Source organism: Sorangiineae bacterium MSr12523 (assembly GCA_037157775.1).
GTDB lineage: Bacteria > Myxococcota_A > Polyangia > Polyangiales > Polyangiaceae > Pendulispora > Pendulispora brunnea.
On sequence record CP089982.1, the window covers coordinates 6021077 to 6037791 of the forward strand.

At 66.9% G+C, this 16715-nt stretch carries 13 protein-coding genes and 1 tRNA gene; 5 read left to right on the top strand and 9 right to left on the bottom strand.

All coding sequences use genetic code 11. From position 1 onward, the window contains the following. Position 1: 1 nt before the first annotated feature. The gene (locus tag LZC95_23105; GenBank protein ID WXA99692.1) at positions 2–1366 is read right to left on the bottom strand and encodes a serine/threonine protein kinase; all 1365 of its coding nucleotides are present in this window, start codon (positions 1364–1366) and stop codon (positions 2–4) included. A gap of 48 nt (positions 1367–1414) precedes the next feature. Between LZC95_23105 and LZC95_23110 the strand changes: the two genes are divergently transcribed. Both LZC95_23110 and LZC95_23115 read left to right on the top strand, forming a co-directional pair. Then, the gene (locus LZC95_23110; protein WXA99693.1) at positions 1415–2395 is read left to right on the top strand and encodes a D-glycerate dehydrogenase; all 981 of its coding nucleotides are present in this window, start codon (positions 1415–1417) and stop codon (positions 2393–2395) included. A gap of 54 nt (positions 2396–2449) precedes the next feature. Next, positions 2450–4474 (top strand): NADPH-dependent 2,4-dienoyl-CoA reductase, encoded by a 2025-nt coding sequence (locus tag LZC95_23115; GenBank protein ID WXB00213.1) that lies wholly within the window; start codon positions 2450–2452, stop codon positions 4472–4474. Between the two features lie 8 nt (positions 4475–4482). On the opposite strand, the gene LZC95_23120 is transcribed toward LZC95_23115, so the two are convergent. Together LZC95_23120 and LZC95_23125 are read right to left on the bottom strand one after the other, a co-directional pair. Next, on the bottom strand, positions 4483–5034 hold the full coding sequence (locus LZC95_23120; GenBank protein WXA99694.1) for a DinB family protein: 552 nt from the start codon (positions 5032–5034) through the stop codon (positions 4483–4485). A 73-nt stretch (positions 5035–5107) separates the two neighbouring features. Beyond that, complete coding sequence (locus LZC95_23125) at positions 5108–6058, bottom strand: LysR substrate-binding domain-containing protein (protein ID WXA99695.1); 951 nt, start codon at positions 6056–6058, stop codon at positions 5108–5110. Positions 6059–6113: 55 nt separating this feature from the next. On the opposite strand from LZC95_23125, the gene LZC95_23130 reads away from it, so the two are divergent. Continuing rightward, positions 6114–6737 carry a glutathione S-transferase N-terminal domain-containing protein gene (locus LZC95_23130; GenBank protein ID WXA99696.1) on the top strand — a complete coding sequence of 208 codons (624 nt, stop codon included), beginning with the start codon at positions 6114–6116 and terminating at the stop codon, positions 6735–6737. Between the two features lie 94 nt (positions 6738–6831). Here LZC95_23130 and LZC95_23135 read toward each other — a convergent pair. Further along, positions 6832–6904 (bottom strand) — tRNA-Lys (locus tag LZC95_23135). 180 nt (positions 6905–7084) lie between these two features. Between LZC95_23135 and LZC95_23140 the strand changes: the two genes are divergently transcribed. Next, positions 7085–7732, top strand: coding sequence for an NAD(P)-binding domain-containing protein (locus tag LZC95_23140; GenBank protein WXA99697.1), 648 nt, complete (start codon positions 7085–7087; stop codon positions 7730–7732). Here LZC95_23140 and LZC95_23145 read toward each other — a convergent pair. Both LZC95_23145 and LZC95_23150 read right to left on the bottom strand, forming a co-directional pair. After that, entirely contained in the window at positions 7716–8873 is a 1158-nt protein-coding gene (locus tag LZC95_23145) for a helix-turn-helix domain-containing protein (protein ID WXA99698.1), read from the bottom strand. The two genes, LZC95_23140 and LZC95_23145, sit on opposite strands and share 17 nt — an antisense overlap. A 7-nt stretch (positions 8874–8880) precedes the next feature. Then, complete coding sequence (locus LZC95_23150; protein WXA99699.1) at positions 8881–9153, bottom strand: metal/formaldehyde-sensitive transcriptional repressor; 273 nt, start codon at positions 9151–9153, stop codon at positions 8881–8883. Positions 9154–9173: 20 nt separating this feature from the next. On the opposite strand from LZC95_23150, the gene dmeF reads away from it, so the two are divergent. Further along, positions 9174–10106, top strand: coding sequence for a CDF family Co(II)/Ni(II) efflux transporter DmeF (gene dmeF / locus LZC95_23155; protein WXA99700.1), 933 nt, complete (start codon positions 9174–9176; stop codon positions 10104–10106). Here dmeF and mukB read toward each other — a convergent pair. From mukB to LZC95_23170, 3 genes are read right to left on the bottom strand one after another with little or no spacing between them, the layout of a single operon-like run. After that, a complete protein-coding gene (gene mukB, locus LZC95_23160; GenBank protein WXA99701.1) occupies positions 10088–14545 on the bottom strand; it encodes a chromosome partition protein MukB in 4458 nt (1485 codons plus the stop codon). The genes dmeF and mukB overlap by 19 nt on opposite strands. After that, positions 14542–15360 (bottom strand): chromosome partition protein MukE, encoded by an 819-nt coding sequence (locus LZC95_23165; protein WXA99702.1) that lies wholly within the window; start codon positions 15358–15360, stop codon positions 14542–14544. Before LZC95_23165 ends, mukB begins: the two co-directional genes overlap by 4 nt. After that, entirely contained in the window at positions 15357–16694 is a 1338-nt protein-coding gene (locus tag LZC95_23170; GenBank protein ID WXA99703.1) for a condensin subunit MukF, read from the bottom strand. The genes LZC95_23165 and LZC95_23170 overlap by 4 nt, the downstream gene beginning before the upstream one ends. Positions 16695–16715 lie beyond the last annotated feature (21 nt).

The following is a 16715-nucleotide window of genomic DNA, read 5'->3' on the forward strand; positions in this document are numbered from 1 at the left end:
TCTATTGGCGTGACTTGAGGACGCTTTCCTTGAGGTCCTTCGGCTCTTGCTGCGGGCGGGGACGCGGCGCCTTTTCGGTCTTGTCCTTCGCGACCGAGGCGGCGGGCGCGCTCGTCGCGCTTGTCGCGACCGAGGGCTCTTGCGCGGAGGCCGGCGCGGGAGGCGGTGCCGGCGGCTCCACGGTGATGGAGGGCGACGGCGACGAGACCGGCGGCGGAACCTGCGTCGCGGGCACCACGTCGTGCTTCTTCCCGAACACCGCCACCACGGCGGCCACCAACGAGAGGGCCACCACCACGCCCACGAGGATGGCCACGGCCACCGACCACGGGAAACGCTTTTGGCCCGAAGCCGTGACGGCCGACACGGCGGATTGCGTCTGCATCCCGACCGTCAACGGCGTCTGCGCGAACGACGTCGCGTTGGGCGGCAGTTTGTAGCCCGTGAGGCGCACGGCGCGCTCCACGCTGCGGTTGGCATGCCCCGTCCCAAACGGCGCAATCGCCACCGCGAGCTCCGCGACCGTGGAAAAGCGCTCGTGCGGATTTTTGCGGAGGCACCGCGCGATGGCCTCGTCGAGCACCGGCGGCACGTGCGGCATCCACGTGCGCAGCGGCACGTGCTGCTGCAACAGCACCGCGGCGACCATCTCCGCCTCGGACTGGGCCTGGAATGGCCGCTGGCCGGTCATCAGCTCGTACAGGATGGCACCGAGCGACCAAATGTCCGTGCGCCCGTCGACGTCCTTCGGTGAGCGGCATTGCTCCGGGGAGGCATAGGCCGGTGAGCCCAAGAAAGCCGTCGTGCCGGTGATGGCCAAGCGATCGCCCGACTCGTCCAACGTGTTTTGCGCCTTGGAAATACCGAAATCGAGCAGCTTGACCACGCGCTCGCCATCGGCGCGGTTGGCCAAAAAGAGATTCGCCGGCTTGAGATCGCGGTGCACGATCCCGAGTTGGTGGGCCTCGGCCACCGCGTCGATGGCCTGGAGCACGTAGTCGATGGCCACCGCCGGCGGCAGCGGCCCGTCCTCGGCAAGCACCGTCTTGAGGTCGCGCCCCTCGAGCAGCTCCATGACCATGTACGGGGAGCCCGTTTCGAGCTTCCCGACGTCGATCACCCGGGCCACGTGCTCGCTGCGCAAGCGACTGGCCGCACGGGCCTCCTGCATGAACCGCTCGACCAGGGCCGCGCGGTGCACGGACTCGGTGCGAATGAATTTCAGCGCGACGTGCTGCCCCAGATCCATGTTGAGCGCCGCGACGACCATGCCCATGCCGCCGTGACCGAGCAACCGCTCGACTCGGTACTTCCCGAGGAGGACGGTTCCCGCGGGAAACGTTTCATTCGGCAGTTGCATGGCCATGCTTTGGATCTTTCGTCCCAGCGTGAATCATACCGTACTGTGGGGCGCATGAGATCCGAGCCGCGCATTTTCGTCAGCAGCCCCCTCCCCGGCCGCGCCATCGAACAGATCCAAGAGGCTGGAAACGTCGTTTTGGGGAAATCAGGTGTCGGTGTACGTGACGAAGAATTCCTCGAGGAAGGGGCTTCTTTCGAGGCGCTCGTCACGTTGTTGACGGATCGGGTCGATGCGGCCCTGCTCGAACGCCTCCCGGCTCTGCGCCTCGTCGCCAATGTGGCCGTTGGTACGGACAACATCGATCTCGCCGCCTGTGCCGCCCGCAATGTGGTGGTCACGAACACACCGGGCGTGCTCACGGAAGCCACGGCCGATCTGGCCTTCGGGCTCCTGCTTGCCGCCGCCCGCCGCATCGCGGAGGGCGATCGCATGGTGCGTTCGGGCGGTTTTCAAGGCTTTCGCTTCGATACCCTGGTCGGCGCCCCGGTGCACGGTTCGACTTTGGGCATCGTGGGGTTCGGGCGGATCGGCCAGGCCATGGCCCGGCGCGCGCGGGGCTTCGGGATGCATGTACTCTACACGCAGCGCTCGCGCCTGAATCCGAACATGGAGACCGCGCTGGGTGCGACCTACGTGTCGATGGAGGAGGTGTTCGCGCAGTCCGACATCGTCTCGCTGCATTGCCCGCTGACCGACGAAACCAAGAACCTCGTGTCCTCGAAGCGTCTTTCGACGATGCGGCCCGGATCCATTCTGATCAACACGGCGCGCGGAGCCTGCGTCGATGAGGCGGCGCTGGCCGCAGCCCTGCGCGAGGGGCCGCTCGGGGCAGCCGGGCTGGACGTGTTCGCCCGCGAAAGCACGACTTCCGTATCGATCGATATAGAATTATTGGCCTGCAAAAACGTGGTGTTCACACCGCACATTGCAAGCGCCGACCTCGCCACCCGCGTGGCCATGGCCGAAACGGCGGCGAAAAACTTGGTCGCGTTCTTCCACGACGGCAATCCGCCGAACGTGGTGCGTTATTGACTTAAAGACAATAACCGAGAGCAGCGCTACGATGGAGGTGCAATGACCGACGCCGTGAAGTACCCGCGCCTTTTGGAACCGCTCGATCTCGGGTTCACCACCATTCGAAATCGCGTGCTCATGGGATCCATGCACGTGGGCTTCGAGGATCGAAGCGCGCGCTTCGACAAGCTGGCCGCGTACTTCGCGGCGCGGGCGCGGGGCGGGGTCGGTATCATGGTGACCGGAGGCTTTTCGCCGAACCGCGAAGGCTGGCTCTATCCCTTTGCGTCGAAGCTCTCGTCGCCCAGCGAGGTGGGGCCGCACCGGGCGATCACCTTGGCCGTGCACGCGGAGGGCGGGAAAATCTGCCTACAGCTCCTGCACGCGGGACGATACAGCTACCACCCGCTGTCGGTGTCGGCGAGCGCCATCAAGTCGCCGATCAACCCCTTCAAGCCGCGGGCGCTCTCGGAGCGCGGCATCCGGCGGCAGATCGACGACTTTGCCAACGCAGCGGCCCTTGCGCGGGAGGCGGGCTACGACGGCGTCGAGATCATGGGCTCGGAGGGGTACTTCATCAACCAGTTCACCTGCCGGCGTACGAATCGGCGCACGGATGCCTGGGGTGGTTCCGTGGAGAACCGCACGCGTCTGCCGGTGGAGATCGTCGAGCGGGTGCGCAAGGCCGTGGGGCCGGATTTCATCGTGATTTATCGGCTCTCCATGCTCGATTTGGTCGACGGTGGCAACACCTGGGACGAAGTCGTCTACCAAGCAAAGGCCATCGAGAAGGCGGGGGCGACGATCATCAACACGGGCATCGGCTGGCACGAGGCGCGGGTGCCGACGATCATCACCTCGGTGCCGCGGGCGGCGTTCACGTTCGTGACGGAGCGGCTGCGCAAGGAGGTGCGGATCCCGGTGGTGGCGACGAACCGCATCAATCGGCCCGACGTGGCCGAGGAGCTGCTTGCACGCGGTGCTTGCGACATGGTGTCGATGGCGCGTCCGCTGCTCGCCGATCCGGAGTTCGTGCGCAAGGCTGCATCGGGCCGCGAGGACGAGATCAACACGTGCATCGCATGCAACCAGGCGTGCCTCGATCATACCTTCAGCATGAAAACCGCATCGTGCCTGGTGAATCCGCGCGCATGCCGCGAGACGGAGCGCTCCTTCTTGCCGGCGCAGCCGGCGCGCCGTTCGCGGCGGCTCGCCGTGGTGGGCGCGGGGCCGGCGGGGCTCGCCTTTTCGGTGGAGGCTGCACAGCGCGGGCATGCGGTGACTCTGTTCGAAGCGGCATCGGACATTGGCGGCCAGTTCAACATGGCGAAGAAGATCCCGGGCAAGGAGGAGTTCGTCGAGACGTTGCGCTATTTCCGGCGGCAGCTCGAGTTGGCCGGGGTGACGGTGAAGCTGGGCATGCGCGCGACGGCGGAGAACTTGGTGGGCTTCGACGAGGTGGTGCTGGCGACGGGTGTGACGCCGCGGGTGCCGCGGATTCCGAACATCGAGCATCCCAAGGTGCTGTCGTACGTCGATGTTTTGCTGCACGAGAAGCCGGTCGGGAAGACGGTGGCCATCGTTGGTGCGGGCGGCATCGGCTTCGATGTGGCGACGTATTTGACGCACGGCCACTCGTCGACGTTGGATGCGAAGCGGTGGCTCGCCGAATGGGGCGTGGATCCGGAGGTGCACGCGCCCGGCGGCGTCGAAGGCGTGGCGCGGCAGGAGTCTCCGCCGGCGCGCAAGGTGTACTTGCTGCAGCGAAAGAAGGAGTCGCTCGGCAAGGGGCTCGGCCGGACCAGCGGGTGGGTGCACCGTGCGACGTTGAAGGGCAAGGGCGTGGAGATGATCCCCGGCGTGACCTACGACAAGGTGGACGATGCGGGGCTGCACATCACGGTGCGCGGCGCGCCGCGGGTGCTGGCGGTGGACCACGTGGTGATCTGCGCGGGGCAAGAGCCGCTGCGCGAGTTGAAGGATCAATTGGAACAGCGCGGGGTTCGCGTGCGGGTGATCGGCGGGGCCGACGTGGCCGCGGAGCTCGATGCGAAACGGGCCATCTTGCAAGCGACGGAGCTCGCCGCCTCGGCGTGAACGGTGGGCTAGCGGATGGGCAGGCCGAGCTCGCGCAGCTCGGCCTCGCGCAGCGGGAGCTCCTCGCTCATGAAGTACTCATCGAGCGGCGGCGGCTTCACCGACGTTCCGGCGAGCATGGCGTGCACCTGGCCGCGGTGATGGATCTGGTGCGTGGACAGGTGCAGCAGCGTGTCCGCCACGGTTTCGCGCTGCGTGTGGTCGGCGCGGGCAATGTCGATTTTCGTCGCGAGATCGGCCTCGGTGAGCCGGTCGGCAAAGGCGACGAGCTTCATGTCCGACGCGCGCTGTGCCGCGGCCAGGGCCTCCACCTCGGGAAATCCGCGAAAGGGCATCCGGTCCGCAAAGAGGCTGCGCCCCTTCCCGCCCCGCTCCAACGCATCGAGGTAGAACCAGTCCACGGTCAAAATGTGGTTCAGCGTCTCGGGAATGGACGGGAAAAAGCTTGTCCGCGCGGCCTCGTATTCCGCACGGGACAACTGCGCACAGGCCCTGTGCAGCCGCAAATTCGACCAAGCATTGTTGGCCGCAAGGCCACGGTACAGAGCCAGCGTGTTCATTTGGGAACAGTGTAGTGGCCGATCTGGGGCTTGAACCAGCCCAAACACAGCATGCCAGGAAGATGAGACGCGCTTAGCTACGGCGAGACGAGCCTTGTCCCCGGACCGCGCAGCCCGGCCAGGCATCGAAAAAGAGCTTGAGTGCGTCGAGAAAACCGGTGATGCGCAAAGGCACCGGCCGGCTTCGCGCGTAGACGGCAAAGAGTTGCTCGGGGGGAGGGCAAAACGCTTCGAGAATCTCTTCGAGGCTCCCGTCTGCCATGGCTACGATGCTCAGGTATTCGGGCAATCGTGCAATGCCATGGCCGGCGATGGCCAGATCGCACACGAGCTGCCAGCTGTTCGCCGTATGGTGGCGATGAACGATGGTGGGAAAGGTCTTCGCTTTGGCGAGGCGCCACACGGTCGGTGTTCGTCGAACGCCCATGGCGAGGCATCGATGCTTCGAGAGGTCGCGAGGGTCCGACGGCCTTCCATACCGCGCAAGGTATTCCGGGCTCGCCACCAGGCGGTACTTCATCGGTGAGCCGAGCTTGCGCGCCGCCAGGAGTGGACTCGAGGCCGGATCGGTCTGGATGACCACGTCCACACCGTCCCGCCGCGGGTCGAGGCGCTCGTCCGTGAGCTCGATTTCGAGATCGACATCCGGGTACTGCCGTGTGTAGCCGGCGAGCACCCTACCCAGCATGGCACGTCCCAGCTCCGTCGGTGCCGCGATACGCAAGCGACCGCGCGCTTCGTGTTTGCGTCCGGCAATGAGCTGCTCGGCTTCCGTCATGGTGTCGAGTGCCGAACGAATCTGTTTGAAGTACGTGCGGCCTTCCTCCGTGAGGGTGACTCGCCGAGTCGTGCGCTCGAGCAGCTTCGTACCAAGGCGCTTCTCGAGGCGGCTCACTTGCACACTGATCGTGGAGACTGGGGCCGACAGCGCGAGTGCCGCGGCTCGGAAGCTTCCGACGTCGGCCACGGTGGCGAAGGCCTGCACGGCGGCGAAGTCCGGCCGATTGTTCAATCGTTGGAACATAGTGATCAATGTAGCGCGATTGTTCAATGCACCTGGGGCACCTATGAGGTGCGGCATGGCACATTCGATGACGCTTTTTTACGCACCTCACGTCTGTTCCCTGGCCCCGCACATCGTGCTTCGCGAACTAGGTATCGCGTTCGAGCTCGAGCGAGTCGATTTGCGTACGAAGAGGACTGCACGCGGCGACGACTTTCACGCCATCAACCCGAAGGGTTACGTTCCTGCACTCCGGTTCGCAGATGGATCGGTGCTCACCGAAACGGCCATCATCATGCGCCACCTGGCGGATACGTATCCCGAGTCGGGTCTCGCACCGATCCATGGCAGCGCGTTGCGTCTGCGGTTCGACGAGTGGCTCCACTTCGTCGCCACGGAACTTCACAAGGGGTTCACCCCGCTCACGATCATGGCGGGCGCGAGCGAGGAGAGCAAACGGTGGGCGGCATCGCGCCTCTCCGGGAAAATTTCTCTGCTCGAAGGGCAGCTTCGCGATCGCGACTACTTGTTCGGGGATCGCTTCACGATCCTCGACGCCTACGGGTTCTGGGCCATCCGCAATTACGCGACGCTCACCAAAGCGGACCTGTCATCCCGCCTGCTCGCCTATCGCGAACGCATGCAAAGCCGCCCCTCGATCCGCGCCGCCCTCGACGCCGAGGGTCACCGCCTCCCTTGAGAGGGACTCGAGCCTTTGCTGTACGGAGCGCAGCGCAGTACAGCAAGGCCGAGGAGCGAGCGCCTGGTTCGGATGCACCGCAGACGAACAGGGGTGGGCTGAGAGGGACTCGAACCCTCGACCTACGGATTAAAAGTCCGCAGCTCTACCGACTGAGCTATCAGCCCTTTTTTCGCAACCGGCGGACTCTATTAGCCGCATCAGGTCGGAAACTCCACACGAAAGTCGCTCGGGGCCTGAACAAATGAGATCTTGAACGATCTTGCCGGGCGGGCGCGGCAGGTGCGCTCAAGAAGATGCAAGCCGCGCATGTGGCGGCGCCCCATGGTCGAGCACGGAGGCATGTGATGAACATTGGAATCATTGGGACGGGCATGGTGGGCGAGGCGCTGGCGACGAAGCTGGTCCAGCTCGGGCACGCCGTGAAGATGGGGGCGCGGTCGGCCACGAACGAGAAGGCTGCGGCGTGGGTACAGAAAAACGGCAAGGCTGCTTCGCAAGGCACGTTCGCCGATGCGGCCCGCTTCGGCGAAATCGTCCTCAATTGCACGAGCGGCGCGGTGTCGCTCGAGGCGCTGCGGGCGGCGGGGGCCGAGGCGCTCCGCGGCAAGATCCTCATCGACGTGGCGAACCCGCTCGGGGAGCCGGATCAGGGACTTCCCATTCTTGCCACGGCGGGCAAAGACTCCTTGGGCGAGCAGATTCAGCGCGCGTTTCCGGAGACGCGCGTGGTCAAGACGCTGAACACCATCAACGTCGATGTCATGGTGAACCCTCGCTCGGTTGCCGGCGGCGACCACGGCTTGTTTCTCTGCGGAAACGATGCTGGCGCCAAAGCGTCGGTGCGGGAGCTCTTGTCGACCTTCGGCTGGAAGGAGTTCATCGATCTGGGCGACATCACCACGGCGCGCGGAACGGAGTCGTACTTGCCGCTGTGGCTGCGGCTCATGAAATCGCTCGGGACCGTCGCGTTCAACATCAAGGTCGTGCGCTGAGTTCCTCCTGAATGCGGCGCGCGCGCCGGCCGTATTCTCCGGGCGTCATGCCCTCGATGCGCTTGAAATGCCGATTCAAGTGGCTCTGATCGGCAAATCCCACCGCGGTGGCCGTCGCCGCCGCGGTGTTGCCGGCCTGCAAGAGCAGGCGTGCGTGGTGAATGCGCAGCAGCACTTGGTACGCGTGCGGTGGAAAGCCCACTTCGGCGGTGAAGGCCCGCACCATGGCAAATTTGTTCATGCTAACCAGCGCCGCCAATTCGTCGAGCGGCACCTCGCGCGCGTAGCAAGCGTCGAGGTGCTCCTTGAGCGTGCGCACGACGGCGTATTGGCCAGCCTTCTTCTTCGCCCGCGCGTCGCGGCGGTGCTGGGCGAGAAGGGATTGTACCTTGGGTTGCGTGGCCTCGTCGGGAACGTAGATGCGGACGCACAGATCGGGCGCGTCGCGCGTGCTCAAATTTTCCGCTTGGAAGACCATCTTGCCGAGCGCGCCCTTGTTGAAGACTTTGCGGGTCGAGAACGCCGGCGGCGGCGGCGAAGGTTTGCGCGCCCAGAAGGCTTGGAACTCGGCGCTTCGCGGCGAGAGTAGCTCGGGCACTTCGAGAAGCCACGGGTCGGTCGGCGATGCCTCGATGGCCGCGCGCAGTTCCTCCACGGCGGCACGGGCCTGCTCCTCCCAGTTGTCCATGAGCTCGCGCACGTCGGGCTGCGTGAAGAGGAACACGAACGAGTTGCGCCGCTCCGGTGCGATCGTGGAGCATCGAAACAGCGCTTCGCAGGCCTCGTTCCAGGCGAGGACGTCGAGCCGTCTGCCGGTGACGTACGCCGGGTAGAGCGCAAGGCCATCGAGCAAGCGCCGCAGGCTCGCCGGCACCGGCTCGGCGCGGACCGTGGCCAAAGCGAGCGCCTTGCCCAGACCTGCCAGCTCGAAGACGCGTGCCCGCGGACCGGATGCGAGCTCGAGGGCGTCGCAGATCCAACGCAGCGCCGTGGCGGAAAGGCCGATGTTGCGACCCTCCTCCACCCAGGCGTACCAGGAGGCGCCCACCCCTGCCCTCTCGGCGATGGCTTCGGGGGTGGCGCCGGCGCGCACGCGCGCCTTGCGCAAGAGGTCACCCAGGGTGCGACGGGCGTCGGTCACCGACCCATCATCGCATGTACGTCTTCACCACGTCGATCAGCTCGCGCGCGGCGCGGGACTTGGCGGTGTCGGCGTCGGGATTCACCATGTGGGACCGGACGTGCCCCTCGAGCACCTCGGCCGTGAGGCTACCGATGGCACCACGGCAGGCGGCAAGCAGCTGCATCACCTCGCCGCACTCGCGCTCCTCCACGAGGGCGCGCTCGACGGCCTCGATTTGGCCTTTGATGCGGCGTACCCGCTGCAGGAGCTTCACTTTGTTGCGTGCTGTGTGGGCCATCGCCAGATACTATACCCCCCATGGTATCTCTGGTCGATAGGCTCCGTCACGAACACGACCACGGCGCCAGCGCGTCCGCACACGAAACGCGCACGCGATGGGTCGTCGCCCTCACCTGCGTCATGATGGTGGGCGAGCTTCTCGTCGGCTACTGGACCAACTCCCTGGCCCTCACCGCCGACGGCTGGCACATGGCCACCCACGCCGGCGCGCTGGGCATGGCCTCCTTCGCCTATTGGTTTGCGCGCACGCGCTCGCGCGAGGCGGTGTTCAGCTTTGGGACGGGCAAGGTGCACGCGCTGGCTGGCTACACCAGCGCCGTTCTCCTGGCGGTGGTCGCCGTGTGGATGATGTACGAATCGGCCGTGCGCTTGCGGGCGCCGGTGCCCATCGCGTTCGGCGAGGCGCTTCCCGTTGCCGTCGTCGGGCTGCTGGTGAACCTGGCCAGCGTCAAGCTTTTGCACGGCGACCACGATCACGATCACGACGACCATGATCACCATCACCATGATCACAACTTGCGTGCGGCTTACCTGCACGTGCTCGCCGATGCGTTTACCAGCCTGCTCGCGATTTTCGCGCTGGTGGGCGGCCGGTATCTCGGCTGGTGGTTCCTCGACCCCTTGATGGGCGTGGTCGGCGGCATCGTGATTGCGCGTTGGAGTCTGGGACTGTGCCGTGGGGCGGCGAAGCAGCTGCTCGACATGGTGCCTTCGCGGGAGCTCGCGGCACGGGTGCGGCGGCACTTGGAGGAGGTGCCGGGAACGCGTGTGGTGGATCTTCACCTGTGGGAGCTCGGGCCGCATGCCCAGGCGTGCCTGGCCACGGTCATCTCGGAGGAGCGCCGTTCACCGCTCGACTACGGCGAGCTGCTGCGCCAGCGCGAGGGGCTCGCGCACGTCACCATCGAAGTGCATGAGGTGCGTGAAGCGCATCAAGCTTCAGGGGCCTGAGCGGCCTTCACGCGGCGGCCACTCACCAGGACCTCCTCGCGCCCGGACTCGTCGACCCGGCGCACGAGGCGATAGGTCGTGTTGCCCTCGGCGCGGGCCACCTCAGGCGCGGCGATGAGCAGCTGCAAATCCAGGTTTTGACACAGATCGAAGAGAACGCCGAGGTTGTCCTGCGAAAGGCGGTTGGCCTCGTCGAGGAAGAGAAACCGCAGCGATCCCGTTTCGCGCTTTTGGTGGAGCAGGTTCGCGTCGCGCTCCCACTCGGTGAGGATCACCATCATGAGCGCGGCTCCGACACCGATGGCCTCCCCGGTGGAGAGGCGCGTGGGCGAGGCTGATTCCCAGCCGGGCGCGCCCTCACCGTTGCCGGAGGTGCCATTCGCGGCACCGGCGCTGTTGCGCTGGATTTCCACGGCCAGCTCGAGGTACTCGCGGTAGTCGAGGATGCGCTGTCCGCCCGTACGGCCGCCGCCGCCGTAGCGCCGGAAGATCTCGTTGAGCGCTTCTTCGATGGGCAGGGTCGTCTGAAAGAGGAGCTCTTGGACGGCGCCTTCGCGGAGAGCGCGGAGGATCTGCTCCATCTTGTCGACGCGCTTCATCTCCACGCGAATGCCGACGACGTTTCCAAAGTGGATGCCGTGGAGGCTTTGATTCAGCCTTCGCACCTGGCTCTTCGCGCGGCGGAGGCGCACGTCGATGCCGCGCGCGACGTCTTCGGAGGCGCCACGCAGATCCGTTTCCTGGCGGCCAAGCCGCTCTTCCAAGAGAGAAAGATGGTCGCGCAAGCGCAAGAGCGCCTCCAGCGGATCCTCCACCTCGGCGACTTGGGGCGGGAGGCATCGCTTGAGAACGTCGCGCACGGTCAGCCAGGCATCGAGGTACGCGTTGGCGTGGAGGAACTCGGTCACCTGCGCGGCGCTCTCGGCGTTGCCCCGTGAAGCGCGAAGGCGGTCGACCAGGAGCTCGCCCTTGCCGCGCGCCTCGGGCCAGAGATCGGCGCTCGGCCGGCCGCGGTACGAGGCAGCCACGCGGGACGAAACGGCGTGCGAGAGAACCCCTGCCTGCGAGGCGGCGCGCTCGAGAACAGTCCACTGTTCGCGCGTGGGCAGTGCCTCCTTTTCCACGGTGGTGGCCTGCGATGCGGCGGACGTGGCCGCACGCTGCGCTTGCAGACGGCGCTCCTCGAGCAGGGCCAAGTCCGTGGCCAGCCGGCGTTCCTCCAGCTCGAAGGCTTTGCGCTCGGCGTCGATTTCGGCGATGCGGCGGTTGGTCGCGGCGGCGGCTTCCTCGGAGAGATCGCTCAGGCCTTCCGCGGCGAGCTCGCCCGCCGCGCGCTCGTGGTGCGCACGAACCGCCATGTGCTCTGCATCGGCCTTCTGCTGCGCCGTGGCCGCGAGCTCCCAGGCAGCTTCCGCCGCGCGCAGGGCCTGCTCTTCGGCCTCCCAGGCGGCGCGGGCGTTCTTGCGCTGCTCTTCCAACGCCGGCACGATGGCTTTTTGCTCGGCCAGCGCGCGCTCGGCATCGGCGAAGCGGAAGGCGGCGCGGTTTTCCACTACCTCGGCCAAGGCCGTCAGGGCCACGAACAGGCGATCGCGCTCGTCATCGAGCTCGCGGCGGCGCGCCTCCAACGTGGCTCGCTCCTCGTCGGCGGGAAGGGTCGGCGGGTGGCGCAGCACCTCCACGAGCTCCGCCAACGTGCGGCGATCGTCCTCGGTGCGCCGCAGCTCCTCGCGTGCGTTCTCGACTGCGTCGAGCTGCGTCTCGAGCTCCGCGGCGCGGGCCGCATAGTCGGGCGGCACGAGGAGGTAGGCATCGCCGAGAAGCGCGCGCAGTGCGGCGATGCGCGTGCGAAGGGCTCCCTCGCGCTGCCGGAGGGCCCGCACGCGCGCTTCGCCGGTGTCCTCGAGTTGCGCGAGGGTCTCCATCTCGCTGCGAAGTTGCGCGAGGGCCTCACCCGGATCGCCGCCCTCGAAGGTGGACCAATCGGCGGCAAGATCGTCGGCGTCGCGCTTGGCTTCGTCGAGGCTGCGCACGCGGGAAAGGGCCGCCTCGATGTCGCGCTCGAGGCCCTCCGCCTCTCGACGCAGGTCGGCGGCGCGGCGTTCGCGTGCACGACGCCCGAGCGACGGATGGTCGGGCACGCGCGTGACACGGATGCCAAAGGACTCCTGGACGAACACGTCGTCGCCGCGCCGGGTGGGCTTTCGCTCGTCGAGCCCCAGTGCGGCGTGCGCGTTCACCAGCAGCACGCTGTTCATGGTGCGCGGGAACTTCGACAACGTCGCGGCTGCGCCTTCGGGATCGTCGACGATGAGCGCGTTCTCCAGCGGCCCTAGTTGCGCTTGCAGCATGGCCGCTTCCTCCGGATCGAGCTCTTCGAAGCGGCTCGCGAGCAGCTCTGCATCGAGCTCGTCACGAAGGCTCAAGAGGTCCGCATCGAAGGCGCCGCCGGTGGCATCCAGGGCGTTGGCCTCGCGCAGGCGCGCCTCGTGGAGCTCTTTTTTCTCCGTCAATGCGGCGCGTTCGCGCTCGGCGTCCGCCGCGAATCGGTCGCGGGCTTTCGCGATGTTTTCCCGGCTGCGAAGCGCCATTTCGAGGCGCTTTTCCAGCGCTTGCAGCTTGGGTGCCCCGGCGGCCCATCGCTCGGCGCGACGCGTGAGTTCGGCCGCCTCACTGCGCAAACGAACCAAGGTGCGCTGCGCCTCTTCGCTGCGGGTCAACTCCGTGCGCAGCTCGTTTTCCGTGGCCCGCAGCTCGGCCTCCGCGACGTCGAGCGGGCGCTGGACAAGGTGCGCCGGCGCTTCGTCGGCACCGGGCTCGATCTCGAGCTCGAGTGCCCGTGCGCGGGCTTTCGTCTGCTGCTCGGCGAGCCGCCGGGCACGCGAAAGCTCGGCCGCCGTCTCCGTGGGGCGCTCGACGGAGGTTTTCAGATCCGCGAACCGCGCGAGCACGGCGCGTGCGCGATCGTGGGCGCCTTCGGCCGACGTGGCGCCGGTGAGCGTGGCAAGAGCACGAAGCGCGCGATCGTACTCCTCTTGGCGCACGGCGATGGATTCGCGATCGCGGTCGAGGCGGGAGCGCTCGAGATCCACCTCACCGAGGCGTGCGCGCGTTCGCTCGAGGGCCCCCACGACGGCATGTTCGTCCTCGGCCAGCGCGAGCTCGCCCAGGGCGGTGCGCGCCTCGTCGAAGCGGCTTCGCACGCGGCGGTGCGCGTGGGCATTGCGGTGGAGCTCCTCGAGGCCTTTTTCGAGATCGCCCACGCCGGTCGCAGCACGGTCGTAGGCGTCGCGCGCCCGATCGCGCTCGAGCCTTCGCGCCTCGCGCGCCTTGGTGGCCGCTTCGTAGGCCGCGCGTGCCGCCTGTGCATCTTCGCCTTTGCGCAAAAGCTCGCGTTCCAGCTCGGCGATGCGCAGGTGCACGCTGCGCGCGCGGGTCATTTTGCCGGCGCGAACGTGGGCCTCCTCGAGAAGGCGCTTCGTTTCGGCCAGGCGCGCTGCGAAGAGCTCGTGCTTTTGCTTCGACTCCGCGATATCCGCCTCCAGGCTGCGCACACCACGCGCTGCTTCGGCCGCCGCGGCGCGGGCCTCGTCCAGCCGGCCTGCGGCCTCGTTGGCGCGCTCGCGGGTGGCAGCCACCGCGGCGGCGAACATCGCCTGGCCGGCGTCGAAGATGCCGCTGATCTCGTGCTCGAGGTGGCGCGATTCCCGCACCTCGGTGCGCGTCCGATGGCATGCATCGAGGTTGCCGCGCATGCGCGACAGCGTGTCCGAGAGGCCGCTCTCCTCCTTGAGCAGGAACGAGCGAAGTTCGGTGGTGAGCGCGCGCGAGATGCCGCCGGTCATGCTGGTGCGGAGCATCTCGTTGAGCTTGTTCCGGTCTTCGTCGGTGGCCATCCGCAGCGGCGTGATGCCATGCTCGAACAAGGCCGCGAAGTACTCTTTCGCGGTCGCGAAGACGTCGATCTTGCCGGCGAGGCGCGCGACGCCTTCGCGAAGTTCCGCGAGCTCGGGCACTTCGTCGTGCTCGCCGCGCGGCAGGAGAAAGAGCTCTTTGAGGCTGCCTTGGAGGTCGATGTCCTTGATCAGGAAGGGCGTGAGCACGATGGTGGGCTCCGCCTTTCGCTCGAGGTGAACGCCGGCGATGAATTTCTTCGGGCCAACCTCGATTTCGAGTGCCGCATAGGAAGGGCGGCCCTGCTCACCGAGGCGGCCCCAGATGCCGCGGTCGCCGCCGGTGGCGCTGCTTTCGCCCAAGTTGGTGAAGCGCAGGCGCGACATGTCGGGCAGGAGCACGACGTACGCGGCGATCATGACGGTGGTCTTCCCTGCCCCGTTCGCGCCTTCGAGTGCCGTGACGTGGCGATCGAAGAGGTAGCGCTCGTAGAAGACTCCCTTCCAGTTCACCAAGGCGAGCGCGGTCGCCCGCGCCCGCATCATGAGGGGGCTCCCCCTTCGGGATCGGATACCGATTCGGGTTCCGACTCCGACTCCGACTCCGACTCCGACTCCGACTCCGACTCCGATTCCGATTCAGATTCAGATTCAGATTCTGACTCTGACTCAGATTCAGATTCAGATTCGGACTCTGACTCTGACTCGGAATCCGATGCCGAATCGTCTTCGGCGAGGACGAGTTCGCCCTCGGCGACGAGGCGCGCGAGGGCGGCTTCGGGGGCCTTCGTTCCTCGAACCGGTTCGGCGAAGCGCATGAGCGCGGAGCGCAGGCGAATGCGGTCCTCTTCGACGATTTCGACGAAGCCCAAGGTGGCCAAGCGGCGGAGGGCCTCGGCGACCTTGTTTCGCACGGTCTCCTGTGCGACGCGCTCGTCGTATTTGCGTCGCTTCGGGTTCATCACCCGCACCAGCGCATCGGCCCCCACCACCCCGGCCAAGTGCCCGAGCACCTGCTCGCGGGTCACCGTGCCGCCCTGCTCGAGGGTCGATGGCTCCAGATAGAGAAGGGTCAATGCCTGGCCCACCAGCATTTCCCCGGACGAAAGATGGCGCTTGCCGAGCGCGTCTCCCGTGGGGAGCAAGTAGAAATAGCCGTCGCTTCGGTGAATGAGCTCGCACCCGAAGCGGCGGTACAGCGGCTCCAAATGATCCTCGGCGTCGACGAGAAACGTGTACCAGGCCACATCGTCTCGATCGATGTGCCGCCCTCGGCGCAACGCGAGATCCACCTCGGGGTATGCCTCGTCGAGGATGACATCCTCGAGCCGCGCGAAACGCGGGCTGCCGTCCGAGCTCACGAGGCCTCCTTCTCGGGCTGGGACTCCGGCTCGGCGACCACGCGCACCGTCCATTCCTCGATCATCAGGCCATCCTGCATCGGCACCCACGCGCGTTCCGCCGTGGCCTCCGGATCGCCAAGACGGGCCACGGCCTGCGCCACACGCCCCGTGGTGACGAAGCGCTCCTCCTCCGCCACCTCCGCAATGACCCGCTCCGTCACCACACCCAGCGCACGCGCCCCCTCGGCAAGCGCACCGCGGACACGCGCCTCGAGGATCGCTTGCGGATTCTCCGCCGGCGCATCGGCCAGACCTTGCTCACGCTCCTTGCGCGGACGGCGCACGGGCGGCTTCTCCTCCGGCGGGATCTCCACCTCGCGCAAAAGACGAATCGGCGGTGCGCTGGCCAAGGTCAGCGCGAATTGCTTGCCCGCCGTGCCAGCCAAATGCTCGCGCAGGCGATGCGTCAAGGTGCGCGCCGGATCCAGGCGAACGACGTCGCGCAGGTAGCGGTGCACGTACTGGTAATACTCCGACCACGCGCGCTGCCGCGCCGAGCCCCACGCCGCGATGCGGTCCACCTGATCGACCACCGTGCGCGCCGCACCTTCGGCATCGGCCACCCCCGCCTCGGCCGCGTGCTCTTGGATGTCCTGAAGCAGCGACTGCAGCTGGTGCGTGTCGCGTAAGAGAATCTGATTCAGCTCGTTCAAGGTGCCGCTCGTCGACTCGAGCAGCTCCTGGCATCGTGCCACGGCGCCGAACCAATCGGCGTGAAGAAGCCCGGCAATTTCGCGCTGGAACTCCTCCTGCTGCAGGTCGAAGCCGCACTGCCGTCGCTCGATGCCGTTGGCCAGATCGCCCATGGTGACGCGCAGCGGGCTGATGACGCCCATGCGCCACTCTTCCTCGGTGTGCGCGGCTTTCGCCGCGGTGAGGATCTCGCCCAGGCCCACCAGAAGGCTGCGCGTGAGCACGGTCAGGCTGTCGCGCGTGAGGGTGTCGTCCTCGAGAAAAAATTCGATGATGCCGTTGGCCAGCCGTGTGAGCGCGTATTCGCCCGCCCGCACGATGCCGGCGCCATCGACCCGCGCAATCATGCGCTGCTCGCGAAGCCGGCGGATGGCATGCGTGGAGCGCCGCTGTTTCGCGGGCTGCCCCGGTTCGGCGGCGGCCGCCAGCACGGACTCCACCTGCTCGAACACGTCCGCGAGCTGCTCCTCCGAAAAAGACGTCATCGCCGCGCTTTCCGCCCGCAGATGAAGCGCCGCGAGAAAGCACAGGTCCAGCGTCGATAGATCGAGCGATGGCCCGCGCTGGGCGAGCGAGGCAAGAACGCGGTTCGGATTCACGGCCAGGAGACCGTGACAGAT